12 protein-coding genes are annotated in these 14984 nt (G+C 72.8%); 2 read left to right on the top strand and 10 right to left on the bottom strand.

Annotated features, from left to right (window positions below):
- Positions 1–22 precede the first annotated feature (22 nt).
- Positions 23–2146 (bottom strand): helicase-related protein, encoded by a 2124-nt coding sequence (locus FK498_RS12030; protein WP_237560923.1) that lies wholly within the window; start codon positions 2144–2146, stop codon positions 23–25.
- 58 nt (positions 2147–2204) lie between these two features.
- On the bottom strand, positions 2205–2924 hold the full coding sequence (locus FK498_RS12025) for a thioredoxin family protein (protein WP_161988394.1): 720 nt from the start codon (positions 2922–2924) through the stop codon (positions 2205–2207).
- Between the two features lie 179 nt (positions 2925–3103).
- Between FK498_RS12025 and FK498_RS12020 the strand changes: the two genes are divergently transcribed.
- Positions 3104–4249 carry an MFS transporter gene (locus FK498_RS12020; RefSeq protein WP_161988393.1) on the top strand — a complete coding sequence of 382 codons (1146 nt, stop codon included), beginning with the start codon at positions 3104–3106 and terminating at the stop codon, positions 4247–4249.
- Positions 4250–4288: 39 nt separating this feature from the next.
- Positions 4289–4918 (top strand): D-Ala-D-Ala carboxypeptidase family metallohydrolase, encoded by a 630-nt coding sequence (locus FK498_RS12015; protein WP_141854871.1) that lies wholly within the window; start codon positions 4289–4291, stop codon positions 4916–4918.
- Positions 4919–5021: 103 nt separating this feature from the next.
- Here FK498_RS12015 and FK498_RS12010 read toward each other — a convergent pair whose 3' ends face one another.
- From FK498_RS12010 to FK498_RS11975, 8 genes are all read right to left on the bottom strand, one after another.
- On the bottom strand, positions 5022–5726 hold the full coding sequence (locus tag FK498_RS12010; protein WP_141854869.1) for an ABC transporter ATP-binding protein: 705 nt from the start codon (positions 5724–5726) through the stop codon (positions 5022–5024).
- Complete coding sequence (locus tag FK498_RS12005; protein WP_141854867.1) at positions 5726–6478, bottom strand: ABC transporter ATP-binding protein; 753 nt, start codon at positions 6476–6478, stop codon at positions 5726–5728. Before FK498_RS12005 ends, FK498_RS12010 begins: the two co-directional genes overlap by 1 nt.
- A complete protein-coding gene (locus tag FK498_RS12000; RefSeq protein ID WP_141854865.1) occupies positions 6475–8340 on the bottom strand; it encodes an ABC transporter permease in 1866 nt (621 codons plus the stop codon). Before FK498_RS12000 ends, FK498_RS12005 begins: the two co-directional genes overlap by 4 nt.
- A gap of 160 nt (positions 8341–8500) precedes the next feature.
- The gene (locus FK498_RS11995) at positions 8501–9715 is read right to left on the bottom strand and encodes an ABC transporter substrate-binding protein (protein WP_141854863.1); all 1215 of its coding nucleotides are present in this window, start codon (positions 9713–9715) and stop codon (positions 8501–8503) included.
- A 43-nt stretch (positions 9716–9758) separates the two neighbouring features.
- Positions 9759–10346 carry an amino acid synthesis family protein gene (locus FK498_RS11990; RefSeq protein ID WP_141854861.1) on the bottom strand — a complete coding sequence of 196 codons (588 nt, stop codon included), beginning with the start codon at positions 10344–10346 and terminating at the stop codon, positions 9759–9761.
- 14 nt (positions 10347–10360) lie between these two features.
- Entirely contained in the window at positions 10361–11221 is an 861-nt protein-coding gene (locus tag FK498_RS11985; RefSeq protein WP_141854859.1) for a UPF0280 family protein, read from the bottom strand.
- Positions 11218–12720, bottom strand: coding sequence for a 6-hydroxynicotinate reductase (locus FK498_RS11980; RefSeq protein ID WP_141854857.1), 1503 nt, complete (start codon positions 12718–12720; stop codon positions 11218–11220). Before FK498_RS11980 ends, FK498_RS11985 begins: the two co-directional genes overlap by 4 nt.
- Positions 12717–14984 (bottom strand): xanthine dehydrogenase family protein molybdopterin-binding subunit (locus FK498_RS11975; protein WP_141854855.1); only part of this gene is annotated, 2268 nt, incomplete at its 5' end. The genes FK498_RS11980 and FK498_RS11975, both read right to left, overlap by 4 nt.

The following is a 14984-nucleotide window of genomic DNA, read 5'->3' as shown; positions in this document are numbered from 1 at the left end:
TTTGGTCGGCAGCGTCAGATGTTTATAAGAGACCGGGCTGGACCGGCGGTACGACGTCGCGCGCCGCCGCCCAGAGCCGCGCCCGCAGCGCGGTCGCCGCCGGGCGCAGGAGGGCGGGCAGGAACACGGCGTGGCGGCCGATCCTCAGCCCGAGCTGCCCGAGCCGCGCCGGCGCCAGCCGCGGCAGGAGGGCGGCATGGCGCGGCACGATGCCCAGTCCCTCCTCGAGCAGATGCGCAAGTCCGCGCAGTCCCGGCTCATCCGCTGCGGCACGCCGGAGCGCGGCGAGCGGGCCGAAGGTCGCCGCGACCTGGCCGGCGAGCCATGCCGCGAGCCGCGCGCGGATGCGCTCGCGCTGGGCGCCGTCGAGGAACTCGCCGCCCGGCACCTCGATCAACGGACGCAGCACCGAGGCACCGGGCCTGAGCCGCGCCACCTCGGCCCCGCGCCAGGCGATCCGCCCCCCCGCCGTGAAGGCGAAGGCGTCGTCACCCTCGGCCTCCAGCAAGGCAACGCGGCGCGGCACCTCGGCCGCCATCGCCCGGCGCGCGGCGCGCAGCACCACCTGCCTGCCGACCCCCTGCGCCCCGGGGTCGGGGTGGAAGACGAAGCCCTCGATCCGCCCGACCGCGTCACCCTCCACCACGACCGCGCCGTCGCGGGTGACCGCCGAGAGCAGCTCGGCGTCCGAGGCGGCATCCAGCCGGCGGATCAGGTGCGCCGCGCGCCGATCCACGAAGCGCGCGGTGAGCCGCTCGTGCAGCGCGTCCGAGATGCGGTCCTCGAGCGCGCGGCAGCGCTCGATCAGGGGGGCCGGCTCGGCGAGCCAGCCGGGCCGGCCGGCGATGTAGGACCAGGTGCGCACGCAGGCGATCCGCGCCATCAGGGTGTCGAGCTCGCCGTCAGTGCGGTCGAGCAGGTCGAGCTCGCGCGTGACCCACCCCGGATCGACGCGGTGCGGCCGGTCGCGCAGGAAACGGAAGATGCGCGCGCAGATGCGCGCGTGGGACTCGTCGCCGAGCCGGCGGTAGTCCGGCACCTGGCAGGCGTCCCACAGCAGCGCGACCGCCGCCCGGCCGCGCGCGAGACCGGCAATCTCGGCATCGCGCGCCAGGGCGGCGAGCGCGAGATGGTCGGCCGCATCCGCGCCGCGCACCAGTCCCGGCCCCGGCGGCGCGCGGTCGAGCGAGGCGAGCAGCGCCTCGAGGCTCTCGAACTCCAGGGCGGAGTTGCGCCAGACGAGGTGATCGAGCGGATCGAAACGGTGCCCCTCCACCGCCTCGACCATCTCAGGCGCGAGCGCCGCCGCCTCGGCGGTGGTGCCGAAGGTGCCGTCCGCCATGCCGCGCCCGGCCCGTCCGGCGATCTGGGCGACCTCGCTCGCGGCGAGACCGCGCAGGCGGCGGCCGTCGAACTTCGCGAGGCCGGCGAAGGCGACATGGTTGACGTCCATGTTGAGCCCCATGCCGATCGCATCGGTGGCGACCAGGAAATCGACCTCCTTGGCCTGGTACATCGCCACCTGGGCGTTGCGCGTGCGCGGGCTGAGCCGACCCATCACCACCGCGCATCCCCCCCGGCGGCGGCGCAGGGCCTCGGCGATCGCATAGACCTCGGCGGCCGAGAAGGCGACGATCGCCGTCCGGGGCGGCAGGCGCGAGAGCTTGGCATGGCCGGCGAAGGCGAGCGCCGAGAGGCGCGGACGGGTCTCGATCTCGGCCTCGGGCACGAGCCGACGCAGGAGCGGACGGATCGTCTCGGCGCCCAGGAACATGGTCTCCTCGCGCCCGCGCGCATGCAAAAGCCGATCGGTGAAGACGTGGCCGCGATCGGGGTCTGCGCAGAGCTGGATCTCGTCCACGGCGAGGAAGGCGAAGGGCCGGTCGAGCGGCATCGCCTCGACCGTGCAGCAGAACCAGCGTGCGCCGGGCGGGACGATCTTCTCCTCGCCGGTGACGAGCGCGACCCGCTGCACGCCCACGCGCGCGGCGATGCGGTCGTAGTTCTCGCGCGCGAGCAGCCTGAGCGGGAAGCCGATCACGCCCGAGCCATGGGCCAGCATCCGCTCGATCGCGAGATGGGTCTTGCCGGTATTGGTCGGGCCAAGCACGGCCCGGATGCGGGGAGACTCGACGACCCCGGTCATGGGCGGAGACTGGACGGAGGAGGGGGCGCGGCGCAACGGCGAAGTCGCCGTGGCGACTTCAGCGGAGCGCGACCTGCCCGGCCGCCAGCACCGGTCCCTGGCGCGGCTTCTGCAAGAGCAGCGCCACGGCATCGGCGCCTTCGGCCTCCGCGGCGGAGAGGCTGAGCTCGACGGGCACCGCCTCGATCACGGCCACGGGGCCGGCCCAGCGCACCACGTTGGCGTGTCGCAACAGGTGGCCGGCATTCTCGCCGTCCAGCACTTGGCGCGCCTCGGTCCGGGTGAAGGCGACCAGCCAGAGCTGCGCGCCGCCCTGCGGCAGCTCAAGCGCGGGGATCGACACCGCCAGGATGGGCGGGCTGTTCGCCGCGACCGCGACCGCGATCGTCGCGGCGGCGGGGGCGGCGGCGATCAGCCGCTCGACCGCCGGCCGGTCGTGGCCGACCGTATGCGCCGCACCCTGCACGACGAGCTGCGGCGTGTAGATCGAGCGCTCCTTCATCGCCCGCGCATAGCCGCGCTGGCGCTGCACCGAGACCGGCAGCGCGAAGGGATCGCGCCAGCCCATGTGGTCCCAGTACGGCACGTGGAAGGAGAGCGCGATCACGCCGCCGTCGCGCGCCAGCTTGGCGAGCAGCCTGTCCGCCGGCGGGCAGGCCGAGCAGCCCTGGCTCGTGAACAGCTCGAGCACCACCGGGCCCCGCTCCTCGCCGGCCGAACTGGCGCGGGGCAGGGCGGCGACGGCGAGCGCGAGCGCGACGAACAGGAGGCGGGCCATGGGCGGCAACAATCGACGCCCCGACTGGCGCGGCCAAGCCACACGCGCGTGAAGCGGGCCACAGCTGTGGCGTGGCTGCATCACGATCCGGTTCACTGCCGCCGGGCCGGCGCGCCGGCGTCCGCTTGCGGCGCGGCCGACCGCCCCCTATGCGGGCGCGCATGCGGCCCGCGCGACGGATGGCCCTGTTCTACGCTGCCCTGTTCGCCGGACCGGGGATCAGCCTGCCCTTCCTGCCGGTGTTCCTCGCCGCGCGCGGCCTCGATCCCGCCTTTCTCGGCGCCACGCTCGGCGCGAGCCAGGCGGCGCGGCTCGTCTCGGCGCCGCTGGGCGGCCGGCTCGCCGACGCGATCGGCGACCGCCGCGCGGTCGCCGTCGGTGCCGCCGGGCTCGGCGCGATCGCGCTCCTGCTGATGCTGCCCGAGGCGGGGCCGGTCCTGCTGGTCACCGCGGTCGTGCTTGCCGCGCTGGCGGCGGGGCCGCTCCTGCCGATCGGCGACGCGGTGGCGCTGAGGATGGCGGCGGTCGGCGGTGGCGATTTCGGCCGGATGCGCGCGGCGGGATCGCTCTCGTTCATGCTGGCGACCGGGCTCGGCGGGATGGTGCTCGGCGCCACCGGACCGTGGCTCCTGCCCTGGCTGGTGCTCGCGCTGCAGGCGGGGGTGGTGGGTGCTGCGGCGCTGCTGCCGGATGCCGGGGTGGGGCCGGCGCGTGGGCGCGGCGGCGCGGCCGACCTGCTGCGCAAGCCGGGCTTCGCGCTGCTTCTCCTGGTCTCCGGCCTGACGCAGGGAAGCCACGCCCTCTACTACGGCTTCTCCGCGCTGCACTGGGGCCGGGCGGGGCTGTCGCCGGGGCTGGTCGGCGCGCTCTGGGTGCTCGGCATCCTCGCCGAGATCCTGCTCCTGACCTTCGGCCGCGGCGCGATGGCACGGCTCGGCCCGGTGCGGCTGCTGGCCGCGGGGGCCGGCGGGGCGGCGCTGCGCTGGACCGGTACGGCGCTGACCGCCGATCCGCTGCTGCTCGCCATGCTGCAGCCGCTGCACGCCGTCTCCTTCGCCATGACCATGGTCGGGGCGGCGCAGCTGATCGCGCGCATGGTGCCGCCCGAGCGCGGCGCGACCGCCCAGGCGCTGCATTCCGCGCTCGGGCCGGGGCTGGCGACGGCGGTGCTGAACCCGCTCTCCGGCCTGCTGTACGAGCGGTTCGGTGGCGGATCGTTCCTGGCGATGGCGGCGGTGGCGGCCGCGTCCTCGCCGGGGATCGCCGCGCTGGGCCGGATGACGGCCGGGCAGCCCGCCATGTCCGATCCGGACACAAGACTGTAACCTTCCCGTGCCAGAACACGCCGCCGGAAGGGATGACCGATGGCCTTCGACGAGGAAGCCTTCGCCGCCAGGATCGACGCGCTCGGGCTGAAGCACTTCACCTACAAGGAGCTGCTGGCCCGGACCGCGTCAAAGAACAAGTTCGGCACGAAGAACAGCAAGCCGCCGATGCGGCTCTGGGACAACATCATCCCCACCATCATCATCCTCGACGCCCTGCGCGAGGAGCTCGGCAAGTCGATCAAGCTGCAGAGCGTCTATCGCAGCGAGGCGTTCAACCAGGCCTCCGACGGCCCGACACAGGGCTACACGGGGCGGGCCAAGACCAGCCAGCACATGGCCTTCACCGCGATCGACTTCACCGTCTCGGGCATGTCGTGCACGAAGGTGGAGAAGATCCTGATGGAGTGGCGCGACGGCGGGAGGATGTTCTACTCGCCGTACACGTTCGAACGGAAAGCCGAGAAGGTGAAGGCAGGCACGATCCCGTTCGGCGAGCTGCCGCGGCAGTGGCATGTCTGGCCGTTCGGCGTGTGGTTCTCATTGGTTCTCATTCAAGGGCTACATCCACGCCTATCCGAGCGAGAACTTCACGCATGTCGACACGCGCGGGCTGACGTCCAAGATGACGGAATAGATCGCTGTCATACCCGGAGCACAAGGGTTTGACCTTTGTGCGGAGGGTATGGCGCGCGGGGCTCAAGGGGCGGCCGCGCGCAGAACCAAGGCCTGATGCCCGGCCGGCAAAGGTCGAACCTTTGTCGGCCGGGTATCAGACCGACAGGTACTGCGCCTTGATGTCCGGCTCGGCATCGAGCGCGGCGAGCGTGCCGGTCCAGCGCACGATCCCCTTCTCGATGATCGCCGCGCGATCGGCGACGCGCCGCGCGAAGTGCAGGTTCTGCTCGGACAGCACGATCGTCAGCCCCGCCGCCTTCACCGCCGCGATCGCCTCGGCCATCTGCTGCACGATCACTGGCGCCAGTCCCTCGGAGGGCTCGTCGAGCAGCACCAGGCGCGGATTGCCCATCAGCGTGCGCGCGATCGTCAGCATCTGCTGCTCGCCACCGCTCATCCGCCCGCCGGGCCGGTCCCTCATGCGCGCGAGATTGGGGAAGATCGCGAACAGCCGCTCCGGCGTCCAGGGCTCGAGCCCGTCGCGCGCGGGCTGGCGGCCGACCTCGAGGTTCTCCATCACCGTGAGGTCGGTGAAGATGCGCCGGTCCTCGGGCACGTAGCCCAGGCCCATGCGCGCGATCTCGTGGGGCGCGCGGCCGGCGATCTCGGTGCCGTCGAAGCGGACAGAGGCGCCGGGCGCGGGACGCACCAGCCCCATGATCGCCTTCATGGTGGTGGACTTGCCCGCGCCGTTCCGCCCGAGCAGCACCAGCACCTCGCCGCGCGCGACCTCGAGCGTCACGTCGCGCAGGATGTGCGCGCGGCCGTAGAAGGCGTCGAGATGGCGGATGCTCAGCATCAGTGTCCGCCGCTGCCGAGATAGACCTCGCGCACCGCCGGATTGGCCCGCACCGCGGCGGCGTCGCCCTCGGCGATCAGCGATCCGCGGTTCATCACGATGATGCGGTCGGCGTGGCCGAACACCACGTCCATGTCGTGCTCGGTGAACAGGCAGGCGAGCCGGCGCTCGCGCACCAGCGACCGCGTCAGCTCCATCAGCGCGATGCGCTCGGAGGGCGCCATGCCCGCGGTCGGCTCGTCCATCAGCAGGAGCTTCGGATCGTTCGCCAGCGCCATCGCCAGTTCCACGCGCTTCAGATCGCCATAGGCGAGCACGCCGCAGGGCCGCTCGGCCTGGTCGGCCATGCCCACCTGCGCGAGCAGCGCGTCCGCTTCGTTACCGAAATGGCGGCGCGCCGGCCGCCAGAACGACCAGACCCGGCGATGGTGGCTGATCAGCGCCACCTGCACGTTCTCGCGCACCGTCATCGAGGCGAAGGTGGCGGTGATCTGGAACGTCCGCCCGACACCGAGACGCCAGATCGCGCGCGGCTTCAGGCCGGCGAGCGGCCGGCCCTCGAGCCGCACCTCGCCCGCATCGGCGCCGAGCTGGCCGTTCAGCAGGTTGAAGCAGGTGGACTTGCCGGCGCCGTTCGGCCCGATCAGCGCCAGCATCTCGCCCGCATGCACCGCGAGCGAGACGTCGTTCACGGCATGCACGCCGCCGAACCGCTTGTGGAGGCCGCGCGCCTCCAGAACCGGGCCGCTCATGCGCCTTCGATCCCGCGCGCGCGTTCGTAGCGCTGACGGACGAAGCCGGCGATCCCTTGCGGGAAGGCAAGCACCAGCAGCACGATCGCAAGGCCGAGGACCAGCCGCCACCAGGCGAAGGCCTGGAGCACGGTGAGGAACAGCGTGTGGTAGGCGAGCGCGCCGACGATCGGCCCGGAAACCGTCTGCACGCCGCCGAGCAGGACCATCAGCAGCGCGTCGATCGATTTCGGGATCGAGATGTAGGTCGGGAACACGCTGCCTTTGCCGTAGGCATAGACGCCGCCCGCGAGCCCCGCCCCCAGCGCGGCGATCACGAAGGCGCCGAGGCGGATACGCACGGCGTCGAGCCCGATCGCCTCCGCGCGCAGTTCGGAATCGCGCGCCGCCCGCAGCGCGTAGCCGAAGGGCGCGTGGATCATGCGGCGCAGGAGCAGCGTGGCGCCGATGCAGAGGACGATCGCCAGCCAGAGATAGGCCGCCTTTCCGCGCGCCCAGTCCGACGGCCAGACGCCGAGGATGCCGTTGTCGCCGCCCGTGAACTCCACCCACTGGAACGCCGCCGCCCAGACGATCTGCGCGAAGGCGAGGGTCAGCATCGCCAGATAGACGCCCGAGAGCCGCACCGCGAACCAGCCGAACACCAGCCCGAACAGGCCGGCGAGCAGGGGTGCGAGCACGAGCCCCGCCTCCATCGGCACGGCGAGGAAGCGCAGGCCCAGCGCCGCGCCATAGGCGCCGAGCCCGAAATAGGCGGCATGGCCGAAGCTGACGATGCCGCCCGGGCCCATCATGAGATGCAGGCTCGCCGCGAACAGGACGAACACCGCGAGCTCGACCAGCACGGTGACGGCATAGGGACCGGCGAAGAACGGCGCGGCGGCGGCGAGCGCGAGTGCCACCGCCCCGGCCCAGCCGAGGATCGCCGGTGCCGGGCGGATCACCGGCTCGACCGTGCCGGTCGCCGCGCGCGCATGCGCCTGCGGCCGGCCGAGCAGGCCGTAGGGCCGGACGATCAGCACCCCGGCCATGACGAGGAACACCAGCACCAGCGTCGCCTTCGGCACCAGCACGATGCCGAAGGCCTGCACCTCGGCGATCAGCAGCGAGGCGAGGAACGCGCCGGGGACCGAGCCGAGCCCGCCGACGACCACGACCACGAAGGCCTCGGCGATGATCGCGAGATCCATCTGCAGGAACGCGCTCTGGCTCGGCAGCACGATCGCCCCGCCGAGACCCGCGAGAGCGGAACCGAGGAAGAACACGCCGGTGAACAGGATGCGCTGATCGACGCCGAGGGCGGCGACCATCTCGCGGTCCTGGGTCGCAGCGCGCACGAGGATGCCGAAGCGCGTGCGCTGGAACAGGAACCAGAGTGCGGCGAGCACGGCCGGGCCGACGAGGATCAGGATCAGGTCGTATTGCGGGAAGCGGCTGCCCGCGATCTCGACGAAGCGGCGCAGCCAGGGCGGGCGCGGCAGCGGCAGGTCCTCGGGGCCCCAGACGGCGAGGGCGATGTCCTGGATGATCAGCACGACGCCGAAGGTGGCGAGCAGCTGGAACAGTTCGGGCGCGCGGTAGATGCGGCGCAGCAGCACGATCTCGATCAGCGCGCCGAGCGCGCCGACCGCGAGCGCTGCGAACAGGATGGCAAGCACGAACAGCAGGGGCTCGCGACCGCCCCAGTCCCAGAGCGCGCGCGTGATGGTCCAGGTGAGGTAGGCGCCCAGCATGTAGAAGCTGCCATGCGCGAAGTTGACGATGCGCGTGACGCCGAAGATCACCGTCAGCCCCGAGGCGATCAGGAAGAGCGCCGAGGCGTTGGAGAGGCCGGTGAGGAACTGGATGAGGATGAAGTCCACGCGGGCACCTTGAGGGAACGCACCGGGGGACCACGCTGGTCCCCCGGACCCCCTGCACAGGGGCCCCCTCCCGTTGGTCGGGGGCCGCGCGCCGGCCAGCGGGAGGCGCGCCCTCCAGGGGGGGCGCGGGGGGCCCTGCGGCCCCCCGCAACGTCTGGCTTCAGCCGCTCTGCGGGCGCATCTTCCGCACCTCGTCGTCCGGCGGCAGGTACTTCGCGCCGTCCGCATAGCGCCAGTCGACCATCGTCCCCTTGCCGCCCTTCAGCGCCGTCCGGCCCACGAAGGCGCCGAGCGTGGACTGGTGGTCGAGCGCGCGGAAGGTGCACGGCCCGAACGGCGAGGCGAACGGCAATCCCCTCATCGCCTCGACCATCTTCTCGGTCTCGGTCGAGCCCGCGCGCTTGATGCATTCGGCGATCGCGGTGATCGTGTCGTAGCCCACCACCGTGCCCAGCCGCGGATAGTCGTTGTACTTCGCCTGGTAGGCGCGGCGGAACGCGACGTGCTCGGCCGTCTCCACCTGGTCCCAGGGATAGCCGGTGACGATCCAGCCCTGCGGCGTCTCGTCAGCCAGCGGATCGAGATACTCGGGCTCGCCGGTCAGCAGGCTGACCACGCTGCGACCCTCGAACAGCCCGCGCGTGTTGCCCTGGCGGACGAAGTTGGTCAGGTCCGGCCCGAAGGTGACGTTGTAGATCGCCTCCGGCCGCTCGCGCTCGAGGGCGGCGACCGTCGCGCCCGCGTCGATGCGCCCGAGCGCCGGCCATTGCTCGGCGACGAACTGCACGTCGGGCCGCTTCGCCGACAGGAGCTGCTTGAACCACTTCACCGCCGACTGGCCATACTCGTAGTTCGGCGCCACCGTCACCCAGCGCCTGGCCGGCAGCTTCGCCGCCTCCTCGACCAGCATCGCCGCCTGCATGTAGGTGCTGGGGCGCAGCCGGAAGGTGTAGCGGTTGCCCTTCTCCCAGACGAGCTGGTCGGTCAGCGGCTCGGAGGCGACGAACATCCGCCTGCGCTGCAGCGCGAAGTCGGCGACCGCCAAGCCGACATGGCTGAAGAACGTGCCGGCGAGCAGGTCGACGCGCTCGTTGTCGAGGAGTTCGCCCGCGAGCCGCACGGCGTCCTGAGGCCTGCCGGCGTCATCGCGCCAGATCACCTCGAGCGGGCGGCCGAGCACGCCGCCGGCGGCGTTGATCTGCTCGACGCGGAGCTGCCAGCCGTTGCGGTAGGGCAGCGTGAAGGCCGGCAGCGCGGTGTAGCTGTTGATCTCGCCGATGCGGATCGGCTGCGTCCCCTGGGCGCGGATCAGCGCCGGCGCGGCGAGCGTGCCGGCGGCACCGAGAAGGACAGCGCGTCGCGTGGTTCGCATCATGCTCGTCTCTCCTGTCGTCGTTCCCTGTTGTCGCGCGGGCAATCTAGCGCAGCCCGTCGCGTCCTTCGATCTGATCGACCGTCAGCCCGCCGATGCGCGGGCGCGGCCGGCCGCTGTCGGTGACCACGACGGCGACGACGATCTCGTCGCGCCGGGGTGCGTCCGGCACCCGCACCTCCATCGCGTCGAAGTGGCTGCGCACATAGGCCGCGTCCTTGTGGCCGAGCGGCACATCGATCGGCGTGCCCATGCCGCCGCGCTTCTTGGCGGACGGGATCAGGGCCGCGCCCTTCTCCAGCACCGCGCGCACGGGCGCGCCCATCTTCGGGTGCAGGATCGCCGCGGCGTGTTCGAGTTCGCCGTCCTCGCCGACGATCGCCGCCTTGCCGTAGCTGTGCGCCGCGCCGCCGGGGATGCCCAGGGCGGCGACCGCGCGTTCGGCGAGCAGCCGCCCGAGCATCGCGCCCACCTCGACCAGCTCGGTCAGGTCCTCGACATGGCGGCCCGCGCACGGGTTGCCGATCACCGCCACGGCGGCGGCCTTGCGCGTCGGCGGCGCGACCGCCCGGTCGCCCTCGCGATGGGTCTCCTCGAGGATCACGGTGAGCTTGCGGATCAGCGCGTCGGACATCGCGTTCTCCCGGGTCAGGCGGCGATCGCGACGGGCGCGGGGCCGCACACCGCCCGCGCGCCGGCGAGATGCAGGATGGCGGCGCGGATCAAGCCGCGCGAGCGGAACCGCTCGGCCTCGGCCACCCCCGCGGCGAGGGCGTGACGGATCTCGATCGGCTTGAGCGCACCGAGACCGACCGTCACCGGCCGGTCGCCCAGGTCGCTGTCCGGGTCGAGCGAGACGGCGGGAACGCGCGCGACGGCCGGATGGCCGGGCAGGTCGACCGCGTTGGCGATCAGCGTCGCCGCGGCATCGGCGGTCGCGGCATCCGCGGCGAGGACGGTGACGGCATCGGCGATGCCGAGGCTGAAGGACCGCCCGCCCTCCCCCTTGGCGGCGCGGCCCGAGGTGGCGATGCCGCCGATCCCGTCCTCGGCGCGGATGGTCGCGACCGCGTCGAGCCCGGGTGCCATCAGGTCGGTGACGATGCCGCAGCGGAAGGACTGGTCCGGCTCCAGGTGCAGCGCGATGTCGCCGCCGTCGTTGACGAAGGCACGGGCGAGGCGGCGGCCGTCGCGCATCGCCGCCAGCAGGTGGTCGGCGACCGCGCCGGCGACCGCGGCCATCGGCGTGATGAAACGATCCGCGAACGGCGTGGCGGCCGCGTGCATGCGCCGGGCGACGAAGCCCTCCGGCCGCGGGCCGGGCAGCGGCCGGCGCAGGAGCGGGAGTTCGCGACAGAGTCCGGGCAGGATCGACCGGAACGCCGCCGCCGCCTGCATGTAGGCGCGCTTCACCTCCGCCCCGTCGCCCCAGGCGCGCAGCACGACGTCGATCGGCCCGTGGTTCAGATGCAGCCGCCCGTCGGGCAGCATCCGCGCGGTGGCGCTCATGCCGGGCTGCGCTCCAGGGGCCAGGGATTCGCGGCATCCCAGGGGATCGCCTTCAGCCGCGCCTCCGTGCGCAGGGAGGCGAGCGGCCGGACGCGGTCCATATGGCCGCCCATCGCGGCGTAGTCGGCGAGCGGCAGGGTGAACTCGATCGGCGCCACCAGCGCCGGAGTCGGCACGGAGCCGAAACTGCCATCGGGCATGGCGCGCACGTCCACCATGTAGGTGATGCCGCCGCCGGGCCAGACGAACACCGGCGCACCGCCCGAGGTGACGCGCGTGACCTCGCGCCGCACCGACCGGGTGAGGCGCACGGGGTTGTCGGTCACGCCGGCGCGCAAGCTGCCGCCCGCCCCCGCCATGAACAGCACCGAGACGAGGGCCGGCTCGCAGTTCTCGCCGATCCGCTCGACCACCGCGGCGATCCCGGGCGGCATCGGCGCGGGGCGCGGCGTCAGCGTCTCGTCCAGCACATACCATTCCGCATGCTCGCCGGTGGTGGAGACCATCAGCAGCCGCAGCCCGGGCCAGGCGATCTTCGGGTCGATCCTCTCGATGATCTCGAGCGGATCGGTGATGTCGGTGCCGCCCCAGCCGGTGCCCGGGTTCGCCACCTGGAAGTAGCGCCCCGGCGTGGAACGGCGGCCGCGCACGCGGATGCCCGAGGGGCGCATGTCGAGGAAGCGCCCCGCCTGATGCTCCGTCAGCACCCCGGTGATGTGGTCGTCCACCACGATCACCTCGTCGGCGTGGCCGAACCATTGGCGGGCGAAGATGCCGATGGTGGCCGAACCGCAGCCGACGCGCATCCGCTCCTCGCGCACGCCGTCGATGATCGGTGCGGCACCCGCCTGCACGACGACGTGCGCGCCGCCATCGATCGCAAGCTCCACGGCGCCCTTGTTGGCGAGCGTCAGCAGGGTCTCGCAGGTGACCTGTCCCTCCTTCTTCGACCCGCCGGTGAGGTGGCGCACGCCGCCGAGACTGAGCATCTGGCTGCCGTACTCGGCGGTGGTGACGTGCCCCACCTGCTCGCCGCGCACCCGCACCGGCGCGCATTCGGGCCCGAGGAAGCGGTCGGTGTCGATCTTCAGCTTCAGCCCGCAATAGCTGAAGATGCCCTCGGTGACGACGGTCACCATGTCGACGCCGTCGATCTCGGAAGCGACGATGAAGGGCGCGGGCTTGTAGTCGGGATAGGTCGTGCCGGCGCCGATCCCGGTGACGAAGGCGGTGGCCCCCGAGAGCGGCGACCCGTCCCAGTCCGCGCCGAGGAACGGGATGACCCCGTCCTTGCCGGCGCGTGCGGCGATCACGAAGGGATCGAGCCGTGTCAGCCGCCCCTCGATGTTGCCGTAGCGGTCGCAGGCGCCCGTGCGGCCGGGGCGGATGCGGCAGAGCACGGGGCAGGCGTCGCAGGTGACGATGCCCGCGTCGCGGTCGCGCGCGTGCGCGAGCGCCTCGGCGTCGGGCGTGTCGGTGGACTGCCTGGTCTCGGTCATGGCGGAGGCGCCGCGAGGAGCGCCGCGCGCACGCGATCGGGGGTGGCCGGCACGCGGGTGAGGCGTACCCCCGTGGCGTGCTCGATCGCGCCGAGGATCGCCGGTGCGGTGGCGATCAGCGCCGGTTCGCCCACGCCCTTGGCGCCGAAGGGGCCGAGCGGCTCCGGGTCCTCGATCAGGATCGTCTCGATCGGCGGGATGTCGCCGATGGTCGGGATCAGGTAGTCGTGCAGGTTCTCGTTGCGCCCAGGGAAGAACTCCTCCATCAGCGCAAGCCCGAGCCCCTGGGCGATCCCGCCATGGATCTGCCCCTCGACCTGGGTCGGGTTGATCGCCCGGCCGACATCGTGCGCGGCGACGATGCGCGTGGCGCGGGTCGTGCCGAGCTCGAGATCCACCTCCACCTCGGCGAGCTGTGCGGCGAAGCCGTAGGTGGCGTAGGGCACGCCGCGCCCGTCCGGGTCGAGCGCGGTGGTCGGCGGATCGAAGCGGCCAACGCCGACCAGCACGTCGCCGTTCGCATCCGGTGTCAGGCGCGCGAGATCGGGGCGCACCACGCGATCGCCGTCGCGGATCGTCAGGTCGATCGCGATCGTCGCGTCCGGTCCGGCATTGACCAGCGCGAGCAGCCGCCGCCGCAAGTCCTCGGCCGCCAGCCGTGCGGCGTTGCCGGAGACGAAGGTCTGGCGCGAGGCGGAGGTCTTGCCGGCATCGCGCGTGCGGTCGGTGTCGCCGGCCACCAGCCGCACCGCCTCGGCCGGCACACCGAGCGCGTCGGCGGCGATCTGCACCATGATCGTGTTCGCGCCCTGGCCGATGTCGACCGCGCCGGAGTAGAGCGTGATCGCGCCGTCGGCGGCGATCCCCATCGTCATCTCGGAGGGGTTGGACATCGAGGTGTTGCCGATGCCGTACCACATGCAGGCGACGCCGACGCCGCGCCGGAGCGGCCCGGCCGCCGCACGGTTGAACGCCTCCGCCGCCGCACGCCAGGTCCGCCAGCGCGGCCGCAGCGCATCGAGACAGGCGACCAGTCCGACCGAGTGCTCCAGCACCTGGCCCGTTGCCGTCGCATCCCCCTTGCGCAGGGCGTTCAGCGCGCGGAACTCGAGCCGGTCGATGCCGGCACGGTCGGCGAGCGCATCCATCAACGCCTCGTGCGCGATCGCCGCCTGGGGCACGCCGAAGCCGCGGAAGGCGCCGGCCGGCGTGTCGGTGGTGTGGATCGCAGCACTGGTCGCGCGCACGTTCGGAACGCGATACGGTCCCATCGCATGCACCGGCACGCGGTTCGCGACCGTCGGCCCCCAGGAGGCGTAGGCGCCGGTGTTGAAGTCGCCGTGAAAGCGGTAGGCGAGGAGCCGCCCTCCCACGTCGCACGCCGCCTCCGCGGTGATGCGCGCGGGATGGCGCTTGGTGGTGGACGCCATGCTCTCGGGGCGGGTGTAGACGCAGCGCACCGGCCGGCCGAGCCGCCAGGCCGCGACGGCGATCATCGGCTGCAGCGAGAGGTCGAGCTTGCCGCCGAAGCCGCCGCCCGTCGCGGTCGGGATCACGCGCACCTGTTCCGGCGCGATGCCGAGGATGAGCGCGAGTTCGTCGCGATCCATGTACGGCGTCTGGGTGCAGGCGACGATCTCGATCCGGTCGCCGACGCGGCGGGCGTAGCCGGCCTCGGGCTCGATATAGGCGTGCTCGACGAAGCCGGTCTCGATCGCGATCGCCGCGCGGTGCGGCGCCTGCGCGAACGCCGCCTCGGCATCGCCGCACACCACCCGGCCGCGGCAGAGCACATTGCCCGGCGCGTGCGAGTGCAGATCAGGTGCGGTGCCGGCGAGCGCATCGTCGAAGGTGACCGGCGGCAACACCTCCCAGGCGATCGGCACGTCCGCGTCGCGGATCGCCGCGACGGTCTCGGCATCGCCGACCAGCGCGCACACCGCCTCGCCGCGCATGCGCACGGTCCCCTCGGCGAAGACCGGCTGGTCCTTGCCGGTGGGGTAGATGCCGAAGCGGTTCGATCCCGGCACGTCGGCGGCGGTCAGCACGGCGACGAGGCCGGGGAAGCGCGCGTGCAGGGGAGCGAGGTCGCCGATCCGGAAGGCGGCGCGGGCGTGGGGGCTGCGCACCGCGCGCAGGCTCAGCCAGGCCGCCTCGGGCAGCGCGTCGGCGCCGAACCGGTCCGCGCCCGTCACCTTCGGCTCGCCGTCGGTCTTGGGGAGCCGCGCGCCGACGGCGCGCCCGGCGGCCGGCGCCTCGGGCGT

This window comes from Elioraea sp. Yellowstone (assembly GCF_006704265.1).
Classification (GTDB): Bacteria; Pseudomonadota; Alphaproteobacteria; order Acetobacterales; family Acetobacteraceae; genus Elioraea.
Note: the sequence above shows the minus strand (reverse complement) of the source record. Positions and strands in the feature narration are given on the sequence as shown.